The organism is Streptomyces sp. NPDC059003 (assembly GCF_042740445.1).
Classification (GTDB): Bacteria; Actinomycetota; Actinomycetes; order Streptomycetales; family Streptomycetaceae; genus Streptomyces.
In genome coordinates this window covers 1-18,966 of sequence record NZ_JBHYJH010000129.1, presented here as the reverse complement: position 1 = coordinate 18,966, position 18,966 = coordinate 1, and the positions used below count along the sequence as shown (strand labels likewise).

The following is an 18,966-nucleotide window of genomic DNA, read 5'->3' as shown; positions in this document are numbered from 1 at the left end:
CGGCTATGCTGCGGCAGACGGCGCGCACAAATGTGCGCGACGCGCCGTTGGGGGCGGTAGCTCAGCCGGTTAGAGCAGCGGACTCATAATCCGTCGGCCGTGGGTTCGAGTCCCACCCGCCCCACTGCGCGGCGCAGGTGCAGAAACGTGACACCTGCCCTGGGCGCGAGGTGATCGCACGGCGGCCCCAGCGGGCCTGACCCGCTGGGGCCGCCGTCGTTTGCGGTCGGGGAGCAGCCCGAGAGGTCCGGCCCGAAGAGCCGCTACCAGCCCAAGACCCTTCCCGGCAACGGGAAGCCGAGCAAGGTGAGCAAGAAGAAGTGCCAGCAGGAAACCGCCGCGAAGGATCTCCCGTCGTCCTGCGCACACCCTGGTGGCTCAATCTGATCGCGCTGGCCCTCGCGGTCGTCCCGTGCCTGGTCCTCGACCTCCCGTGGTACGTCGCCGCCGTCGCAGCGTTGATCACCGGGACCGTCGCCGATCGGACCTGGGCGGCGGTCGAAAGACGAGGATGACGGCTGCGACGGCTATCCATCCCCGGTGTCGTCCCGTGTGATCCAGTGCGCGGGAACTCGGCGGGGGCTCGGTGCGACTACCGGACCGGGTGGCGACGGTCCGCCCCTGTGTGAGTGGGATGTGGAGCGTTGTCATGCGTGGTCGTCTGCGGTTCGGTGCGGTGGGTGTGGTGCTCGGGCTCGTCGCGGTGGGCTGTGGGAGCGGGGGCGGTGGGACGGACGGCGGCGGGAAGGCCGCGGGCGGCGGGTTTCCGGTGACCGTCACCGACTGTGCGGGGGGCAGGACCACCTTCTCCAAGGCGCCCGAGAAGATCGTCACCAGCAACGCCGCGAGCCTGGAGCTGCTGCTCAGGCTCGGCGCGGGCGACCAGGTCATCGGCACCGGGTTCCCGCCGGGCAAGGGCACGCTGCCCGGGGCGCTCGGCGCGCGGGCGGACGACGTGAAGGTGCTCAGCCGGAGCGTGATCCCCAAGGAGAAGCTGCTCGGCTCCGGCGCCGGGCTCTACGTCGACACCTTCGGCTCGATGGGCGGCATGGGCAAGGGCGGCGGGATGGGGGACGTCCCGACGGCGGAGGAGTACCGGGCCGTCGGCATGAAGCGCGTGTCCCTGAAGTCCACCGCCTGCGCCGCCGACCGGAAGAGCCCGGTGACCGACCTGTCGGCCGTCGAGGGCGACATCACCACGCTCGGCGCGGTCACCGGCAACGGCGACACCGCGAAGGAACTCGTCACGGGCATGCGCAAGAAGGTGGCCGCCGTCCAGAAGGCGGTGCGCGGCATCCCCGAGCGGAAGCGGCCCACGTACTTCTTCTTCGACTACGACGCGGGGACCAAGCAGCCCACCGTCGTCTGCAACCGCCAGGTCGCCCACGCCGTGATCACCCTCGCCGGGGCCCGCAACGTCTTCGGGGACTGCGACGGCACCTTCAAGCAGGTCGGCTGGGAGGACGTCATCGCCAAGAACCCGGACTGGATCCAGCTCGGCGTGCGCAACCGGGGCAGCGCCGCCGCGAACGACAAGGCCTTCGACGAGGCGCGGAAGTGGCTGGAGAGCAATCCGGCCACCAAGGGACTCGACGCCGTCAAGCGCGGGCACTTCCTGCGCATCGGGTCCGAGCGGACCACCATCGCGGGCGTGACGAACGCCGACACGGTGCGGGAGATCGCCCGGACCGTCCACCCCGGCAAGGTCCGCTAGGCGTGGCGTCGACGCTGAACCCGCTCCGCCGCAAGGCGACCGACGGCGGCGAGGGACGGGTGCTGCCTGCCGGGGTGCTCGCCGCGGTCCTCGGCGTGGCGCTGCTCGGGGCGCTCACCGCCGCCGTGTCCTGGGGTTCGACGTCCATCCCGCCCGGCGAGGTGTGGGGCGTCGTCGGGCGCCGGCTGACCGGGGAGGCCCCGCGGCCCGGCACGAGCGACCTGATCGTGTGGCAGCTGCGGGTGCCCCGCGCCCTGCTCGCCGCGCTCGTCGGCGCCGGGCTCGGCCTCGTCGGCACGGCCACGCAGGCGCTCGTACGCAACCCGCTCGCCGATCCCTATCTGCTCGGCATCTCCAACGGCGCCTCGCTCGGCGCGGTCGCCGCGATCGTGCTCGGCGTCGGGGCGGGCGGCGCGCTCGGGCTCGGCCTGTCCGGGGCGGCGTTCACCGGCGCGCTCGTGACGTTCGCGCTGGTGTGGGCGGTGGCGCGGCGCGGCGGCGGGTTCGCGCCGCTGCGGCTCGTCCTCGCGGGTGTGGCGATCGGACAGTTCCTGTCCGGGTTCACCAGCTATCTGGTGCTGCAGGCGGGCGACGAACAGCAGACCCACAGCGTCCTGTTCTGGCTCATGGGCAGCCTCAGCGGGGCGACCTGGCAGCAGCTCGCCGCGCCCGCCGTGGCCGTGCCGCTGGCCCTCGTCCTGCTCCAGGCGCGCGCCCGGGGCCTCAACGCCCTGCTCATGGGCGACGAGACGGCGGCCGGGCTCGGCGTCGACGTCGGCCGCCTGCGGCGCGAGCTGTTCGTCGTGACCAGCGTCCTCACCGGGATCCTCGTGGCCGTGTCCGGCGCGATCGGCTTCGTCGGCCTGATGGTGCCGCACACCTGCCGCCTCCTCGCGGGCGACGACCACCGCAGGCTGCTCCCGCTGTCCGCGCTCGCCGGTGCGCTGCTCATGGTGGTCGTCGACATCGTCTGCCGCACCGCCATGGACACCCAGGAGCTGCCCGTCGGCGTCGTCACCTCGCTCATCGGCGCCCCGGCACTGCTGTATCTGCTCGACCGGCGCCTGCGGAACGGAAGTTGAGGAGCGGTACGTGAGGATCGACATCGAGGACCTCAGCGTCGCGTACGCGGGCCGCACCGTCGTGTCCGGCGCCCACCTCGTCGCCGCCGACGGCGAGATCACCGGGCTCGTGGGACCCAACGGCAGCGGCAAGTCCACGCTCCTGCGCACCGTCTACCGCCATCTGCGCCCCGCCGCGGGCCGCGTCCTGCTCTCCGGCACCGACATCCGCGAGCTGACCCCCGTCCAGGCGGCCCGGCACGTGGCCGCGCTCCCGCAGGAGCGTGGCACCGACGTCGAGCTGACCGTGCACGAGGTCGTCGCGATGGGGCGTACGCCGTACAAGCGGGCGTTCGCCGGGGACGACGACGCCGACCGGGAGACCGTCGCGCGGGCCCTGGCCGAGGTCGGCATGGCCGGGCAGGCCGGGCGGCGCTTCACGGCCCTGTCCGGCGGCGAGCGCCAACGCGTCCTGCTGGCCCGCGCGTTCGCGCAGGCCCCGGACGTCCTGGTCCTCGACGAGCCGACGAACCACCTCGACATCCGCCACCAGGTGGAGCTGCTGTCCCTGCTGCGCGGCAAGGGGCGCACGACCCTCGTGTCCCTGCACGACCTCAACGCGGCCGCATCCGTCTGCGACCGCCTGCACGTCCTGCACGAGGGCTCCGTGGTCGCCTCCGGGCCACCGCGCGAGGTCCTCCAACCGGCGCTCCTTGAGGAGGTGTTCGGCGTACGGGCGGCCGTTGTCGGCCACCCCCTGACCGGTGACCCGCTGATCGCCTTCGACCATCGGGGGCAGTGCGCGGACATCCCGTGAAGGACCTGTGGGGCGCTCACCGCAGCCAGTAGGTTCGTTGAGCACGTGGCAGGCAGCGGGGTTCCGGACCGCGGCGAGGGGAGCTGGTGTGCGCCGGGGCACGACCGTCGGTGGGCGCTACCGTCTGGTGCGGGGCCCCCTCCAAGGGAGCATGGGCGAGGTGTGGATCGCCCGCGACCTGCGGCTGCCGCGGGAGGTGATCCTCAAGCGCCTGCGGACGACGGGCCGCGGCACCAGCAGGTCCGACCGCCTGGAGTTCGACCGGCTCGAAGCCGAGGCCCGCGCGCTCGCCCGGTTCAGCCATCCGCACGTCGTCACGCTGCACGACGTGCTCACGCTGCCCGAGGGCCCCCTCGCGTGGCTGCGCCGCCGCTACGGCTCCTGGCTGGTCATGGAGTACGTGTCCGGGGGCAGCCTCGTCGACCGGCCGCCGCTGTCGCCGGAGCGGGCCGCGCGGGTCGGCGTCCACATCGCGGCCGCCCTCGCCGCGCTGCACGCCGAGGGAGTCGTGCACGGCGACGTCAAGCCGGGCAACGTCGTCGCCACCGCCGAAGGCCTCGCCAAACTCGCCGACTTCGGCGCCGCCTACCGCGTCGGCGGCAAGGAGACCATCACGCCGCCGCCCGCCCGGCACAGCTACACGCCCGACTACGCCGCCCCCGAGGTGGTGCGCGGGCACCCGGAACCGGCGTCGGACGTGTTCTCCCTCGCCGCCCTCGTGCACACCCTGGTCACCGGTGCGCCCCCGCGCCCCCACGCGGGCGAGGGCGTCGACGCGTTCGTCGCGGACCGGCAGGCCGAGCGCGGCGAGACCGCACTCGGCCCCGGCCTCGGGCCGCTCGCCGGGATCCTCCCCGCGATGCTCGACGCCACCGCCAAGAACCGGCCCACCGCGGCCGAGGCCCGGCGCCTGTTCGAGCGGGCCGCGGGCCCCCAGGACCGGCTGCCGCCGCAGCGGGGCGGGGACGACGGCGACGGCGCGGGCCCGGACAGCGGCGCGGGCCCCCACGGCAGGGGCGTGCACCCGGGCAGATCACGGCAGTTGATCGTCGCCGTCGGGGTCGCCGCCGTCACGCTGGCCGCGGCCCTGCTCGCTCCCGAGCTCTGGCCGGACGGCGGGTCCGACGACGGCCGCGGCGGCGGCACGGCCGGGTCCCGCGTCGGCGAGCACCGCACCGCCGACCCGTGCGCGCTCGCCGACCCCGCCGCGCTCAAACGGTTCGGCGACGCCCAACTCGACCGGGACTACGGCAACTTCGACCGGTGCGACGTCATCGTGGACACCGGCGAGGGCGACGACGTGGACGTCGAGATCCACTTCGACACCGGCGGGGCGCCGGAGGAGCCCGCGCCGTACCGGACCGTGGGGAGGGTCGCCCTGGTGAAGGAGGCCGACGACAGCGACGTCTGCGTCCGTACGCTGCTGCCCGCCGACGATCCCGGCGTGGACATCTCCGTCGCCGTGCAGCAGGACGAGGGCGACGCGCCGCTGTGCGCCATGGCCGACGCCGCCGCCGAGAGGGCCGTCGAGACGCTCAACCGGGGCCCGATCGCCCGCCGTCCGGCACCGCCCGCGGGCTCCCTCGTACGGCAGGACGCCTGCGCGCTCCTCGACGCGAAGACGCTGGAGGCGATCCCCGGCATCGACGCCCGCGACCCGGACGTCCACTTCGGCGCGTGGGACTGCGAGTGGGAGAGCACCACCGGCGACCTGTCCCTCGAGGTGCGGTTCGACCGCGGCCAGCCGCCGACGGCCGACGACGGCACGCTCACCCGCGTCGACGGCAGGCGCGCCGTCGTGGAGCCGGACGCCGAGGGCCCCCGCACCTGCCTGGTCCGGGTCGTCCACCGCACGTACACCGACGCGCGAGGCGACAAGGCGGTCGAGACCCTGAACGTCACCGTCAAGGGCGACCCGTCCCCGGACCGCCTGCGCCGCCTGGCCACACGGTTCGCGGCGGCCGCGGTGCGGCGGGCCGGGGCCGGGTGAGGCGGGACGACGGGGCCGTGGCCGACGAGGCCGTGGACGACGGCTCCCTCCCCGGCACGGAGCCGTCGTCCCGGTCGTCCGACCAGGGTCAACGCGGTTGTAGAGCAGGGCGACCGGGACGGGTCCCGTGCCCTCGGGACCAGACTTGGGGGTCCCAGCGCGGCCGACGAGGAGGCCGAATCATGAGCAGCGCAGCCAGCCTCGCGCGAGGTGTCCCGTACGCAAGCCCCGGCACCCTGCACGCGCGCACGGTCACCGGCGACATCAGGGTGCCGCCGCGCCCCGGCGCCGTCGTCCGGTTCGGGCGCGGCGAGGAGCCGGACGTCGACCTCGGCGTGGGCGAGCACGACCTGATGGTGAGCCGCAGGCACGGCGAGCTGACCTTCCACGACCGGAGCTGGTGGCTGCGCAACACCGGACAGCAGCTCCTGCGCCTGCCGCGCGGGCGGATGATGCACGCCAGCACGGAGCCGATGCCGCTCGCCACCGGCTACACGCCGCTGTTCGTGCGCGGCTCGGGCTACCGCGAGCACCTCGTCGAGCTGTACGTCTCCGGCCACGACGACCAGGGCATCGTCACGCGCCGCCGCGCGGACACCGTGCCGCCCAAGCGCTGGTCCCTCGACGACGACGAACGCCTGCTGCTCGTCGTCCTCGGCCAGGAGTACCTGCTGTACGAGGAGAGCCCGCGCCCCCTGACGTATCTGCGGGCGGCGAAGCAGCTGGCCTATCTGCGGCCCGACGGCCACTGGGGGGAGCGCAGGATCGAGTACCGCGTCGAGTCCGTGCGCCGCCGCCTGCACGAGAGCGGCTTCCCCTACCCGCTGCTCCACGACACGTCGGCGGGCCGCCCGTCCGACAACAGCCTGCTGCACAACCTGCTCAGGGGCCTGGTGGAGTCGACCACGCTGGTCCCGCCGGACCTGGGGCTCATGGACGACGACGCCGACGACGCCGACGACGCCGACGACGCCGACGGTCCGGGTCCGGTGGCCTAGCGGGCAGCGACTCCAGCAGGTGCGCCGCCGCGTCCCGCGTGGGGCCGGGCGCGTCCCGCGTGGACCCCGGCGTGCGCAGCAGCCGCAGCGCGGTCGCCCGCAGCACCTCGGCGGTGCGCGCGGAGACCGGGGCCCGCGCCGCCAGCTGCGCCGCGAGCAGCTCCGCGTCGCGCCACGCCCCCGCCCCGGCGAAGGCGGCGAGCAACTGGGCGGTGAACAGGGCCCGGTAGGAGGGCCCCGGCGCGGTCGCCGCCTCGTGGAGGAGGGGGATGGCCCGCTCCCAGTCGCCGGTCCTTGCGTGCACCCAGCCGTGGTGGCCGCGCAGCTCCTCCTCGTCCAGCCACCACGCCCACGGCGGGTCGTCCGCGGACACGCCGTCGAGGAACAGGCTCCGGGCCCGCGCCATCAGGTCGACCGGCGCGCGCCGCGCGCCGAGCATCGCGGTCGCGTGGGCCTCGCGGATCAGGACGAGCCCGGCGACGCGCGGCGGCAGCGGTCGCGGGCCGCGTGCGCGGGCGGCGGCGTCGAGCGCGGCCCGTGGGCGGCCGGTGTGGGCCAGGAGCATGCTGTCGTTCAGGAGCGTGAGCCGCGCCGTCCAGCGGTCGCCCGCCCGCTCGGCGAGGGCCAGGGCCCGGGCGTTGAGGTAGTGGGCCGCGCGGTGCCTCCCGGCGTCGAAGAGGATCCAGCCGGCCACCTCGTACAGCTCGGCGAGGGCCGCGAGCCGGTCGCTGTCCGCGCCGCGCGGGGCGCCGGGGGCGCGGGCGAGGACCGCGCGCACGAGCGGCACGGCGGCCTCCGCCCCGCGCGTGGCGTCCACGGCGACGAGCCGCCGCACCGCGTCGACGGCGAAGGCCGTGCCGTCGGCCGCGCGGTCGTCGCCCCGCCGCTCCGCCTCGCCGCCCGCCACCACGCCCCCGCCTGCCCCTCGCCCCGATGATCTCTACGTCGTCCGCAACGCCTCGTCCGCAGCCCCTGTTCCCGCGGGCGCGCCCGCCCCGTTCCACTCCATCCGCGCCCACGGCAGCGCCAGCTGGTCCAGTGCCGTCACCGTGCGCGGCGCGAGGCCGGTGAGGTCCGCGGCCTCCTGGTGGCGGGCGAACACCGTGTCCACGTACCGGTGTCCGGTGTCGGCGGCGATGAACACGGTCGTGGAGCCCGGCGCCCGGTCGTGCTCCCAGCGGGCGGCGGCGTAGGCCGCGCCGGTGGACAGGCCCGCGAACACCGCGTGGCGGCGCAGCAGGTCGACGCTGCCGGCCAGGGCCGTGTCGAACGACAGCCAGTGCACGGTGTCGTACGCGGCGTGGGAGACGTTGGCGAACGGGATGGAGCTGCCGATCCCGGCGATGATGATCTCCGGGTCGGCCACGTGCTCGCTGCCGAACGTGACGCTGCCGAAGGGCTGCACGCCGACGAGCCCCACCGGGTCCGGGGCGTCGGCGCGCAGGTAGCGGGCCAGGGCGCCGGTGGACGCGCCCGAGCCGACGCCGCCGACGAGGGTCAGCGGCCCGGCGCCCGCCGCCGTGCGCACCCGGTCGGCGACGGCCCGGTAGCCGAGGTAGTGGATGTCGTCGTGGTACTGCCGCATCCAGTGGTACTCGGGGTGCTCGCGCAGGATCTCGTGGACGCGCTCGACGCGGCGCTTCTGGTCGAGCTTCAGGTCGGCGCTCGACGGCATCTGCTCCAACGTGGCGCCGAGCACCGCCAGTTGGGTGCGCAGGGTGTGGTCGACGGTGGTGGAGCCGACGATGTGGCAGCGCATGCCGTGGCGGTGGCAGGCGAGGGCGAGCGCGTACGCGTAGATGCCGCTGGAGCTGTCGAGGAGGGTGTCGCCGCGGCGGACCGCGCCCGTGTCGAGCAGATGGCGCACGGCCGCGAGGGCCGAGACCACCTTCATGGTCTCAAAGCGCAGGCAGATGAGCCGGTCGTCGACGCGTATCAGATCGGGCCGGCCGATCGCTTCCGCGATGTGGTCGTCCATGCGGGGGCTCCTCGTACTGAAGGGGGTGGGGAAGGTGGGAGGGGTGGTGGGTGTGGAAGGTGTACGTCGTGGGCAGCCCGGCGGCGTCGAGGGCCCGCGTGCAGCAGGCGACGCGCCCGCGCAGCCCCGGCGCGGCCGGGTCGAACAGCAGGCCCGCCACGTTGCCGCTGTGCGCGATCTGCACGCCGACCGCGCCGGCCCGGCCCGCGATGTCCGTGAGGACGTCGAACTCCTCGTGCGCCAGGACGCGCTGGCGGCGCCGCGCGCTCTCGGTCGCCACATGGCCGAGCAGGACGGGGTCCCCGGTGGTGACGGCGCGGCGCAGCAGGTCCCGCAGGCGCTCGTAGGCGTGGACGTCCGCGTCGTCGTGGGCCTGGGCCGGGAGCGCCAGGGTGTCCACGGGCCGCCCGCCGCCGAGCGTGCAGCCGACGACGACGGCGGGCGGCAGGGCGGCGCCGAACTCCTCCAGGACACGGCCCTCGCGCTGCGCGAACAGCAGGGGGCGGCCGTCCAGCATCAGCGGGTCCGAGGCCCGCTCGGCGCGCACCGCGAGCCGCGCCACGGTCCCCGCGTCGAGCCGGGCCCCGAACGCGTCGGCGACCGCCCGCACCGCCGCGATCACGTCACTGCTGGACGACCCCATGCCGAGGCCCACCGGTATGGACCCGAAGAGGCGCAGCTCGCCGCCGCACAGCGGTACTTGGCAGCGGGTCGCGCACTCGGCCATCGCGTACGTGGCGGCGCGCAGCGCCTTGGTGCGGTCGGCGGGGACCACCGTGACGTCCTCGGTCCCGGGGCGGCGCACGAACCGTGCCCGGGTGCCGAGCCCGGCGAGCGGCAGCGTGACCAGTCCGGCGCGCCGCCGCCCGCGCTCGTCGAGGAACACGCCCTGGAGGATCTCGCCGTGGTGACAGGCCGCGTGGCCGGTGCCCGTGCCGGTGCCCGTGCCGATGCCGGCGCCGGTGCCCTGCTCCGCGCTCACGCCCCGCCTCGCGTTCCGGGCGCGGCCCGGTACCGGTACAGGGCCGTCGGCTCGGCGCTGAACTGCGAGAACGGGAACGGCTCCGCGGACAGGGCCGTCACGCCCGCGCCGAGGAAGGCACGCGCGACCGCGCTGCCCGACTGCGCGTACACGACGAGCGGCACGCCCCGCTCGCGACAGCGCCCGAGGATGGTGTCGAAGCTGCCGTTGCTGAGCGTCATGCCGGTGGCGACGACGGCGTCGGCGGCGTCGAGCACCTCGTGCATGTCGCGGCTCACCGGGTCGCCCCACTGCGTCGTGCGCAGGTTGAAGTCGCAGGGCAGCGGCTCGCCGCCGCGCTCGCGGATGGCCGCGACGAGTGGGTTGACGACGCCGATCAGGGCGACCTTGGCGCCCTTGTCGATGTCGAGCAGGCCCGCGATGGCCGTGTCCCGCGCGACCGCCCGCACCTCGGGCGGTCCGGCGGGCAGCGTCACCGGCTCGGCGCCGACGGCGTCGCGGTGCGGCCGGACGGCGGCCAGATAGGCGTCGAGCGCGGCCATCCGCAGCGGCGTCGGCGCCTCCTTGAGGAGGGCGGCGAGGGAACTGCCCGACGCCTCCCGGCAGATGCCCGGGTCGATCTCGCCCGCCTCGAAGGCGCAGCCGCCGAAGGCTCCGCCGACGCGCACGAGCACGTACTGGTTGAGGTAGGTGACATCGCCCCCGGCGAGGCGCGTGCCGTGGTGGATCCAGAACACGCTGGTGGCCGTCAATTCGGCGGGGTCGGGGCCGAGTTCCCCCGTGAGGGCGGCGTTCAGGAGCTCGTCGACGTTCTTCATGCCTGGCCTCCACGGGTGGACCGGAGTGCGCGGGCCGACCGGACCTCGCGGGTGAACTGGAAGAGGAAGGTGAGGACGCCGTCGCGCCAGTCGCGGACGTACTCGACGCGCGGCGTGAAGCCCCGCTCCTGCGCGTCCCGCACGATGGTGCGCAGGTCCGCGGTGTTCGACACGATCACGTACACCGCGCCGTCCGGGGCGAGCAGCTCCCGCTCGGCGAGCTGCGCGAAGAACCGCGCGAGCAGCGGCGCGCCCACGCAGGTGTTGCGTACGACGTCGGGGTCGTCGCTCACCGCCTGGCTGACCGCGGGCGGGTTGAAGGTGACGACGTCGAGCCGCGCACCGGCGGGCACGCCGTCGAACAGGTCGCCCGCGGCGGGCAGGAACGCGGTGCCGTCGCGGTCGCCGACCAGGCGGGCGTAGTGCCGGGCGGCGGTGGCGACGCTCTCGGCGTGCACGTCCATCGCGTAGATCTCGCGGGCGCCGCGCACCCCGGCGGCGACGGCCTCCACGCCGAGCCCCGCGCCCATCGCGCCGTAGCTCAGGCCACGCGTCTCGATGCGCCCGTCGAGCAGCCGCTCATGGATCAACTGACTGGTCCAACCGGGCAGGAAGACGCCGGGCGGCACGTCGAAGGTCCAGCCGTTCCACGCGTACGTGCGCGTGGTGTGCAGATCGGCCTTCGGCTGGTTGAGGGCGATGATCCGCTCGGCGGGCAGGGGCGGCGGCAGCTGCCGCAGCAGGTCGGGTCCGGTGGTCGTGGGATCCATCAACTGTCCTTCCGTGGGAGTGAGGTGGCGGGGGCCGCGCCCCCGCGGTGGCTGACCTCGCGGTGGCTGACCCCGCGGTAGCTGACCGAGAGGTGGCCGAGCGCGTCGGGCCCGGTCTCGGCGTCGACCTCGAAGACCTCGGCGAGCAGCGCGGGCGTCAGGACGTCCGCGGGCGGGCCCGAGGCGACGAGGCGGCCGCCGTGCAGGAGCAGCAGGCGGTCGCAGTAGCGGGCGGCGAGCGAGAGGTCGTGCAGCGCGACCAGGACGGTCTGGTCGGTGGCGGCGAGCAGGCCAAGGAGTTCCAACTGGTGCTTCACGTCGAGGTGGTTGGTCGGCTCGTCCAGGAGGATCGCGTACGGCTGCTGGGCGAGGGCGCGGGCGATGTGGGCGCGCTGGCGCTCGCCGCCCGACAGGGCCTTCCAGGCGCGGTCGCGCAGCCGGGTCAGGCCGAGCCGGGCGAGCGCCGCGTCGACGACGGCCCGGTCGGCCGCGCCGAAGCCGCGCCACCGGTCGCCGAACGGGGTGCGGCCGAGGCCGACCACGTCGGCGACGCGCAGCTCGCTGTCGGTGTCGGCGGCCTGCTCCACGAAGGCGACGTGCCGCGCGATCCGGCGCGGGCTCCAGCCGCGTATCGGCTCTGCGTCGTACGAGACGACGCCCGCCGTGGGGGTGCGCAGCCCGGCGAGGCAGCGGAGCAGCGAGGACTTGCCCGAGCCGTTGGGCCCGATCAGGCCGACCGTCTCGCCCGGCGCGACGTCCAGGCCGACGTCCGTGACGACCGCCTTGCCGCCCACGGACCAGCCGAGCCCCTCGGCGGTGATCCTCACAGCTCCCCCCGCCTGCGCAGCACGAGCAGGAACAGCGGCACGCCGAGCAGGGCCGTGAACACGCCGACGGGCACCTCCTGCGGCGCGAACGCGACCCGCGCGAGCGCGTCCGTCCACACCAGGAACACCGCGCCGACCAGCGCCGACAGCGGCAGCAGCGACCGGTGCAGCGGCCCGACGAGGAACCGCACCCCGTGCGGCACGATCAGGCCGACGAAGCCGATGGCGCCGACGGACGCGACCGCCACCGACGTCATCAGGGACGTGACGACGAGCAGCACCCAGCGGGTCGTCCGCACGTCGACGCCGAGCGACGACGCGGTGTCCGTGCCGAACGAGAACCCGTCCAGGGCGGTCGAGTTGAGCCAGAGCCCGGCGAGGCCGACGGCCGTCACCACCGCCGTCACGGCCACCGCGTCCCAGCGCGCCGACGCCATCGAGCCGAGCAGCCACTGCGTGATCGCCCGGATCACCTCCGAGTCGCCCGAGGCCATCAGGACGAGCGAGGTCAGCGCGGTGAACAGCTGCGACACGACCACGCCCGTCAGGACGATCCGCGTCGAGTCGAGCCCGCTCCGCCTGAGCAGCAGCATCAGCAGGCCGAACGACACCATGGCGCCCACGAACGCGCCGCCCGTCACGCCGAGCGACGCGGACCCGATCCCGAGCACGACGACCGTGACGGCGCCGGTCGACGCCCCCGACGAGATGCCGAGCAGATAGGGGTCGGCGAGCGCGTTGCGCGTGATCGCCTGGAGCGCCGCGCCGCACACCGCGAGCGAGGCCCCGACGAGCGCCGCCATCAGCACGCGCGGCACCCGCAGCTCCCAGATCAGCGAGTCCACGAGCCGCGGCAACGGCTCGACGTCCAGGCCCAGATGGAAGCCCACGGTCCGCGCCACGTCGGCGTACGCCACATCGGTGGTGCCGATGCGGACCGACGCGGCGGCGGAGACGACGAGCGCGGCACCGCACAGCAGGAACAGCGCGGCCCGGGGGAGCGGGGAGGCCCTGCGGGCGGCGGGAACAGCCGCGTCCGCCTCCGCGTCGGCGAGGGGCGCGCCGCGGGCCGACGGGTGCAGCAGGTCGAGCACGTCGCTCGTGGCCCGGAGGTCCGGGCTAGCGGACATGCCCGAGCTCCTTCAGGCCCGCCGTGAGCCGCGGCAGCGCGCTGACCGTGCGCACCGACGGGTCCATCTCCGTGCCGGGGATCTCGATGAACCGCTTGTTCTCGACGGCCGGGAGCTTCGCCATGACGGGGTTCGCCCGCATCGCCTTGAGCTTGTCGGCGGCGCTGTCGCCGGGCTTGCCGCGCTCGGACAGGTCGCCGATCACGATGACGTCCGGGTTCCGCTTGGCGATCTCCTCCCAGGTGACCTGCGGCCAGTCCTCGTCGACGTCGTCGAAGGCGTTCTTCGCGCCGACGATCCGGCTCATCTCGCTGGGGATCGCCGACCTGCCCGCGACGTAAGGGGTGTCGCCGTACACGGAGTACAGCCATACGACGGTGGGTTCGCCCTTGACGCGGTCCGCCGTCCGCTGCGCCTCGGCGAGCGTGGCGCGCTGGTCCTTGACCAGCTTCTGGGCCCGTTTCTCGACGCCGAAGATCCGCCCGAGGTCGGCGTAGTCCTGGAAGAGCAGGTCGAACGGCGACTTGGCCTTGCCGCCCGGCATGTTCTGCTTCGGGCAGTCCACGGCGCTCACGAACGACGGGAGCCCGAGGCGGGAGAGCTCGTCGCGGGTGCCGACGCGGTCCTTGGTGAAGTAGTCGGTGAAGCCGCCGAGGGTGAAGTCGGGCGTGGCGGCGCGCAGTTGCTCGCCGGTGAGGATCTTCGGGCTGAGCACCTCGACCTGCTTGTACGCCGCCCGGTACTCCGGCGCGATCTTCGTCTTCAGGTTCGACGTCCCGGCCATGCGCTTCTCCAGGCCGAGTTCGAGCAGCACTTCGGTGGAGGACTGGTCGAGGGCGACGGTGCGCTCGGGCGCCTTGTCGAAGGCGAGCTCGCGGCCGCAGCTGGTGACCTTCGTCGTGTGCGCCGCCTTGTCGCCGGACGCGCTGTCGCCGTCGGACTTGGCGCAGCCCACGGCCGCGATGGTCAGGGTGAGGGCGGCGGCTATGCCGAGGCGGGCGGGGTGGCGCATGGGACCTCCGGTGCTTGGTGGGTGCGGTGCTTCGCGGGGTGCGAGTAAGAGTACTGTAATGGTAATCATTTTCAATTACGGGTCCGGGGTCGGCCGCGCCCGTACGAGAGAGGGGAGCGCCCCACGTGGCGACGACGTCCACCCAAGCCGCCGAGAACTCCGAAGTCGGCCCGCGTCGGCGGTCCGTGCTGCGGGACGCGGCCTTCCTGCGGCTCTGGTCCGGCACCACCGCGTCCGGGCTCGCCACCTGGGCGCTGCCCTTCGTGCTCGGGCTCGCCGTCCTCGACCGGACCATCGGCGCCGCGACGCTCGGCCTGCTGCTCGCCGCCCGCACCGCGGGCTTCCTCGTCGCCGTCGCCGTCGGCGGCGTCCTCGCCGACCGCTACTCGCGGCGCGGCGTCGTGCTCTGGGCCGGTCTCGCCGCGGCCGCCGCGACGCCCCTGCTCGCCCTCGGCCTCGGCCGCTCCCTGCCCCTGATCCTTGCCGCCGCGGTCGTCGCGGGCGCCGGGCAGGGCGCGTGCAGGCCCGCCTTCCAGGCGCTCACCGCCGAAGTCGTCGACGAGGAGCGGCGCCAGCAGGCCAACGCCGCCATGACCCTGTCCGTGCGCGCCACCACGCTGGCCGGTCCTTCGCTCACCGCGCTGCTCGCGGTCGTCCTCGACACGTGGGTGCTGCTGCTCGGGATCGGGGTGCTGTGGCTGGTCGCGGCGCTGGTGCCGGGGGCGGGGAAGGCGCGGGAGGCGACCGCCCGTACGCAAGACACGGAAGGCGCGGCCGAAGGGGCGGCGCCGTCGCGTCCCTCCTTCCTCGCCGAGTTCGGCGAAGGGCTGCGGGAGGCGCGGCGGCACCCGTGGTTCCTCGCCGGGCTCGGGGCGCTCACCGCGGTCATCGCCACCGGCTACTCCGCGACCGGCGTGGCCCTGCCGCTGATCAGCCGGGACAAGTACGACACCGGGATCGTGCTGGCCGCGGCCATGACGGCCTACACCCTGGGCGCGCTGGGCGGTGCCCTCGTCGTCGCCCGCTGGCGCCCGCGCGCGCAAGGGTGGGCCGCGCTCGCGGGCCTCGCCCTGTACGGCTTCGCGCCGCTGAGCCTGCTCCTGCCGGTCCACTGGGCGGTCGTCGTGGCCGCGTACGCGGTGGCCGGGGTCGGGATCGAGCTGTTCAACGTGCCGTGGTTCACGGCGACCCAGCGCGAGGTGGCCCCCGACAAGCTGGCCCGTGTCTCGTCACTCGACTTCATGCTGTCCTACGGCCTCGCCCCCGCGGGCCTCGCCCTGATCGCCCCGGCCATCGAGCACTTCGGGGCGCGGCCGGTCCTCGCGGTGTGCGCGGTGCTGTGCTTCGCGGCCCCGGCGGCGGCCGCGCTCGTACCGAGCGCGCGGAACTTCTCGCGGGAGGACTGAGGGGGGGGCGACTTCCGGTCGCGGCCGGGGGTTGGGGCATCCTCCAGCGGCCCCCGGATCGGCCTCGTATCTGCCATGGAGATTCGTCCAAAGTTTCTCAGGTGCGAGGCAAACTGGCCTATCTTGCTGCACATGCAGTCCTACACAATCGGTCAGGCGGCGCGCCTCCTCGGCGTCAGCCCCGACACCGCGCGCCGCTGGGCGGACGCCGGGCGGGTCGCCACGCGCAGGGACGACGGCGGGCGGCGCGTGATCGACGGCCGGGACCTGGCCGCGTTCTCCGTCGAGCTCGCCCAGGGCGACGGCGAGGACGACGGCGCGTACACGTCGGCGCGCAACGCCTTCCCCGGCATCGTCACCGCCGTGAAGCTCGGCGACGTGGCGGCACAGGTCGAGATCCAGGCGGGCCCGCACCGCCTGGTCTCCCTGCTGACCCGGGAGGCCGTGGAGGAGCTCGGCCTGGAGGTCGGCGTGCAGGCCACGGCCCGGGTGAAGTCGACCAGCGTGCACATCGACACGGTGTGAACCGTGCCGTCCAGGCCCGGCAGCCACACCGTGCCGCGCAGCCCCCGCAGGCATAACGGGCCCCAGCAGGCCCAGAAGGAGTCCCGCCCCATGCTCATCACCGCGTCCCCGCGCACCAAGCGCCGCACCGCCGCCGTGCTCGCCACCGCCGCGCTGCTGCTCCCGCTCGCCGCCTGCGGCAACGACGACGACGGCGACACCAAGAAGGACAGCGGCGCCAAGGCCGGCGCCGGGTCCGACACCGGTGCCGCGCCCAAGGCCGACCTCACGGTCCTCGCCGCCGCCTCGCTCACCGACGTCTTCAAGACCGCCGAGGCCGCGTACGAGAAGAAGAACCCCGGCACGAAGCTCACCATCTCCTACGCCGGGTCCCAGGAGCTCGCCGCGCAGGTGAAGCAGGGTTCGCCCGCCGACGTCCTGGTCACGGCCGACACCAAGACGATGGACGGCCTGAAGTCGGACACCGGCACCCCGACCGTCATCGCCAAGAACCGGCTCGTCATCGCCACGGGCGACGGCAACCCGAAGAAGATCAAGGCGCTCAAGGACCTCACCGGCGACGGCCTCAAGGTCGTCCTCGCCGCGCCCGAGGTGCCCGTCGGCCGCTACAGCCAGCAGGTCCTCGACAAGCAGGACCTGAAGGTGAAGCCGGTGTCGCAGGAGACGAGCGTCCGGGGCGTCCTCAGCAAGGTCGAACTCGGCGAGGCCGACGCGGGCATCGTCTACAAGACCGACGCGGCGACCGCGCCCGACAAGGTCGACGCGATCACCATCCCCGACGGGCAGAACGCGGTGGCCTCCTACCCGGCGGCCACGCTCAAGCAGTCCAAGCACCAGGAGGCGTCCGCCGCGTTCGTGAAGTGGCTCGGCTCACCGGAGGCCCAGAAGATCCTCCGCGACGCGGGCTTCCAGCGCCCGTAACGCTCACCGATGACCCGCACCCGCAGGACCCGCGCCCCGATCGCCCTGCTGCTCCCCGCACTGGGGGCCGTCGCCCTCCTGCTGATCCCCCTCATCGGGGTGCTCGCCCGCACGGAGTGGGGGCGGCTCGGCGAGCACCTGACCGAGCCGGGGGTCACCCAGGCCCTCAAGCTCTCCCTCATCGTGTCGTTCTGGGCCCTGGGCCTGTCCCTCGTCCTCGGCGTGCCCCTGGCCTGGCTCCTGGCCCGGGTCTCCTTCCCGGGCAAGGCGGTCGTGCGCTCGCTCGTGCTGCTCCCGATGGTGCTGCCGCCGACCGTCGGCGGCGTCGCGCTGCTCCTCGGCTTCGGGCGGCGCGGGCTGCTCGGGCCGTGGCTGGAGGACACGTTCGGGATCGTCCTGCCCTTCCACACGTCCGGGGCGGTGATCGCGGCGACGTTCGTCGCGATGCCGTTCCTCGTGATCAGCCTGGAGGGCGCGATCGCGGGCCTCAAACCCGCGTACGAGGAGACGGCGGCCTCGCTCGGGGCGTCGCCGGTACGGGTCTTCCTCACCGTCACGCTGCCGATGGTCGCGCCGGGGCTCGCCGCCGGGGCCGCGCTGACCTGGGCGCGGGCGCTCGGCGAGTTCGGCGCGACGATCACGTTCGCGGGCAACCTGCCGGGGACGACGCAGACCCTGCCGCTCCAGGTCTATCTGCTGCTCCAGGACTCGCCGGAGGCCGCCACCTCCGTCTCGCTGCTGCTGCTCGTCATCGCCATGGCCGTGCTCGTGGCGCTGCGGGGGCGGTGGGCCGCCGGGGCCACGCTGAAGGGGGCGGCGGCGCGGCCCGCGCCGTCGTCCGCCGACGTGGACACGGACACGGGGGAGAGCGGCGTACCGGACGAGGGGGCGAAGGGGCCCGGCGACGGGGGACAGTGGGCGCTGCACGCCGACGTGACCGGCTTCACCGAGCTGGCCCTCGACGCCCCGCCCGGCACCACCATCGCCGTGGTCGGGCCCAACGGCGCCGGAAAGACCACCCTGTTGCGCGCCCTGCTCGGCCTGACCCCGCGCGCCCACGCCGACCTGCGGCTCGGCGACGCCGACGTCACCGGGCTCGCCCCGCACCGCCGCGGTGTCGCCTGGGTGCCGCAGGAGGGCGCGCTCTTCCCGCATCTGAACGCCCTCGGCAACACCGCGTACGGGCTGCGCGCCCAGGGCGTGCCGCGCGGTGAGGCCCGCCGGGCCGCGCGGGAGTGGCTCGAGCGGCTCGGCGTCGGTCATCTCGCCCACCGCAGGCCCGCCCAGCTCTCCGGGGGGCAGGCCGGGCGGGTCGCCCTCGCGCGGGCGTTGGCCGCGCGGCCGCGGCTGCTGCTCCTCGACGAGCCCCTCGCCGCCCTCGACCAGACCACCCGTGCCCACGTCCGGCACACCCTGCGGCGGCACCTCGACGGGTTCGGCGGGGTGTGTCTGATCGTCACGCACGACCCCGTCGAGGCCGTCTCGCTGGCCGACCGGGTGCTCGTCCTCGACGAGGGGCGGCCCGTGCAGGACGCGTCGCCGGCCGAGGTCACCCGGCACCCCCGTTCGCCGTGGGTGGCCCGCATGCTCGGCCGCAACGCCTGGCCCGGGGCCGCCCGTGGCGACGGGACGCTCGGGCTCGTGGGGGCCGGGCACCTTGTCGTGGCCGACCCCCTTTCGCCGGGGACGCGGGCCCTTGCCGTCATCGCGCCCGAAGCGGTGTCCGTGCACCGTGACAAGCCCGAGGGCAGCCCTCGTAACGTCTGGCCCGGCACCGTGCGGGAGATCACCACCGCGGGCAGTCGGCTCCGCGTCCTCGTCACCTCCGGTGACGCGCCCGACCTCGTCGCCGAGATCACCCCCGCCGCGGCGGCCGAGCTCGGCCTCGCGGACGGGGTGGAGGTATGGACGAGTGTGAAGGCGACGGAGGTGTCGGTGGTGGAGCTGTAGGGGGCGGGTCCCTCGCGGGGCGCCCCAGGCCCGCCCCTTCACCGAAACCAGGGGCTGCCGCCCCTGG

The 18,966-nt window shown here is 74.6% G+C and carries 18 protein-coding genes and 1 tRNA gene; 11 read left to right on the top strand and 8 right to left on the bottom strand.

The annotated features are described in order from the left end of the window. Positions 1-50 precede the first annotated feature (50 nt). The 7 genes from ACFWZ5_RS33310 (at position 51) to ACFWZ5_RS33280 (ending at position 6,580) form a co-directional block, all read left to right on the top strand. A tRNA-Ile gene (locus ACFWZ5_RS33310) sits at positions 51-124 on the top strand. Between the two features lie 196 nt (positions 125-320). Continuing rightward, positions 321-515, top strand: a complete 195-nt coding sequence (locus tag ACFWZ5_RS33305; protein WP_384796279.1) for a hypothetical protein — start codon at positions 321-323, stop codon at positions 513-515. 134 nt (positions 516-649) lie between these two features. Beyond that, entirely contained in the window at positions 650-1,714 is a 1,065-nt protein-coding gene (locus ACFWZ5_RS33300; RefSeq protein ID WP_384796277.1) for an ABC transporter substrate-binding protein, read from the top strand. Between the two features lie 2 nt (positions 1,715-1,716). After that, positions 1,717-2,796 carry a FecCD family ABC transporter permease gene (locus tag ACFWZ5_RS33295; RefSeq protein ID WP_384796275.1) on the top strand — a complete coding sequence of 360 codons (1,080 nt, stop codon included), beginning with the start codon at positions 1,717-1,719 and terminating at the stop codon, positions 2,794-2,796. Between the two features lie 10 nt (positions 2,797-2,806). Next, a complete protein-coding gene (locus ACFWZ5_RS33290; RefSeq protein ID WP_384796273.1) occupies positions 2,807-3,592 on the top strand; it encodes an ABC transporter ATP-binding protein in 786 nt (261 codons plus the stop codon). A gap of 88 nt (positions 3,593-3,680) precedes the next feature. After that, positions 3,681-5,582 (top strand): serine/threonine-protein kinase, encoded by a 1,902-nt coding sequence (locus tag ACFWZ5_RS33285; protein WP_384796271.1) that lies wholly within the window; start codon positions 3,681-3,683, stop codon positions 5,580-5,582. Positions 5,583-5,764: 182 nt separating this feature from the next. Further along, positions 5,765-6,580 (top strand): FHA domain-containing protein, encoded by an 816-nt coding sequence (locus tag ACFWZ5_RS33280; protein WP_384796269.1) that lies wholly within the window; start codon positions 5,765-5,767, stop codon positions 6,578-6,580. Here ACFWZ5_RS33280 and ACFWZ5_RS33275 read toward each other — a convergent pair. Genes ACFWZ5_RS33275 through ACFWZ5_RS33240 form a run of 8 tightly spaced genes read right to left on the bottom strand, consistent with a single transcriptional unit; the run spans position 6,513 to position 14,097 of the window. Next, positions 6,513-7,490 carry a DNA-binding protein gene (locus ACFWZ5_RS33275; RefSeq protein WP_384796267.1) on the bottom strand — a complete coding sequence of 326 codons (978 nt, stop codon included), beginning with the start codon at positions 7,488-7,490 and terminating at the stop codon, positions 6,513-6,515. The two genes, ACFWZ5_RS33280 and ACFWZ5_RS33275, sit on opposite strands and share 68 nt — an antisense overlap. Positions 7,491-7,520: 30 nt before the next feature. Continuing rightward, positions 7,521-8,558, bottom strand: coding sequence for a pyridoxal-phosphate dependent enzyme (locus ACFWZ5_RS33270; RefSeq protein ID WP_384796265.1), 1,038 nt, complete (start codon positions 8,556-8,558; stop codon positions 7,521-7,523). Further along, positions 8,479-9,540 (bottom strand): GHMP kinase, encoded by a 1,062-nt coding sequence (locus tag ACFWZ5_RS33265; protein ID WP_384796263.1) that lies wholly within the window; start codon positions 9,538-9,540, stop codon positions 8,479-8,481. The genes ACFWZ5_RS33270 and ACFWZ5_RS33265 overlap by 80 nt, the downstream gene beginning before the upstream one ends. Beyond that, complete coding sequence (locus ACFWZ5_RS33260; RefSeq protein ID WP_384796261.1) at positions 9,537-10,358, bottom strand: Rossmann-like domain-containing protein; 822 nt, start codon at positions 10,356-10,358, stop codon at positions 9,537-9,539. Before ACFWZ5_RS33260 ends, ACFWZ5_RS33265 begins: the two co-directional genes overlap by 4 nt. After that, entirely contained in the window at positions 10,355-11,128 is a 774-nt protein-coding gene (locus tag ACFWZ5_RS33255) for a methyltransferase (RefSeq protein ID WP_384796259.1), read from the bottom strand. The genes ACFWZ5_RS33260 and ACFWZ5_RS33255 overlap by 4 nt, the downstream gene beginning before the upstream one ends. After that, on the bottom strand, positions 11,128-11,955 hold the full coding sequence (locus ACFWZ5_RS33250; protein ID WP_384796257.1) for an ABC transporter ATP-binding protein: 828 nt from the start codon (positions 11,953-11,955) through the stop codon (positions 11,128-11,130). The genes ACFWZ5_RS33255 and ACFWZ5_RS33250 overlap by 1 nt, the downstream gene beginning before the upstream one ends. Then, complete coding sequence (locus ACFWZ5_RS33245; RefSeq protein ID WP_384796255.1) at positions 11,952-13,085, bottom strand: FecCD family ABC transporter permease; 1,134 nt, start codon at positions 13,083-13,085, stop codon at positions 11,952-11,954. The genes ACFWZ5_RS33250 and ACFWZ5_RS33245 overlap by 4 nt, the downstream gene beginning before the upstream one ends. Then, positions 13,075-14,097, bottom strand: coding sequence for an ABC transporter substrate-binding protein (locus ACFWZ5_RS33240; RefSeq protein ID WP_384796253.1), 1,023 nt, complete (start codon positions 14,095-14,097; stop codon positions 13,075-13,077). The genes ACFWZ5_RS33245 and ACFWZ5_RS33240 overlap by 11 nt, the downstream gene beginning before the upstream one ends. Before the next feature lie 125 nt (positions 14,098-14,222). Between ACFWZ5_RS33240 and ACFWZ5_RS33235 the strand changes: the two genes are divergently transcribed. The 4 genes from ACFWZ5_RS33235 to ACFWZ5_RS33220 all read left to right on the top strand — a co-directional run bounded on the left by ACFWZ5_RS33235 (position 14,223) and on the right by ACFWZ5_RS33220 (position 18,899). Then, positions 14,223-15,503: an MFS transporter gene (locus ACFWZ5_RS33235; RefSeq protein WP_384796251.1), complete on the top strand. Its 1,281-nt coding sequence runs from the start codon at positions 14,223-14,225 to the stop codon at positions 15,501-15,503. 132 nt (positions 15,504-15,635) lie between these two features. Further along, a complete protein-coding gene (locus ACFWZ5_RS33230) occupies positions 15,636-16,028 on the top strand; it encodes a molybdopterin-binding protein (protein WP_384796249.1) in 393 nt (130 codons plus the stop codon). A 90-nt stretch (positions 16,029-16,118) separates the two neighbouring features. Next, the gene (modA, locus tag ACFWZ5_RS33225; RefSeq protein WP_384796247.1) at positions 16,119-16,949 is read left to right on the top strand and encodes a molybdate ABC transporter substrate-binding protein; all 831 of its coding nucleotides are present in this window, start codon (positions 16,119-16,121) and stop codon (positions 16,947-16,949) included. A 9-nt stretch (positions 16,950-16,958) separates the two neighbouring features. Beyond that, positions 16,959-18,899, top strand: coding sequence for an ABC transporter permease (locus ACFWZ5_RS33220; protein WP_384796245.1), 1,941 nt, complete (start codon positions 16,959-16,961; stop codon positions 18,897-18,899). Positions 18,900-18,966 lie beyond the last annotated feature (67 nt).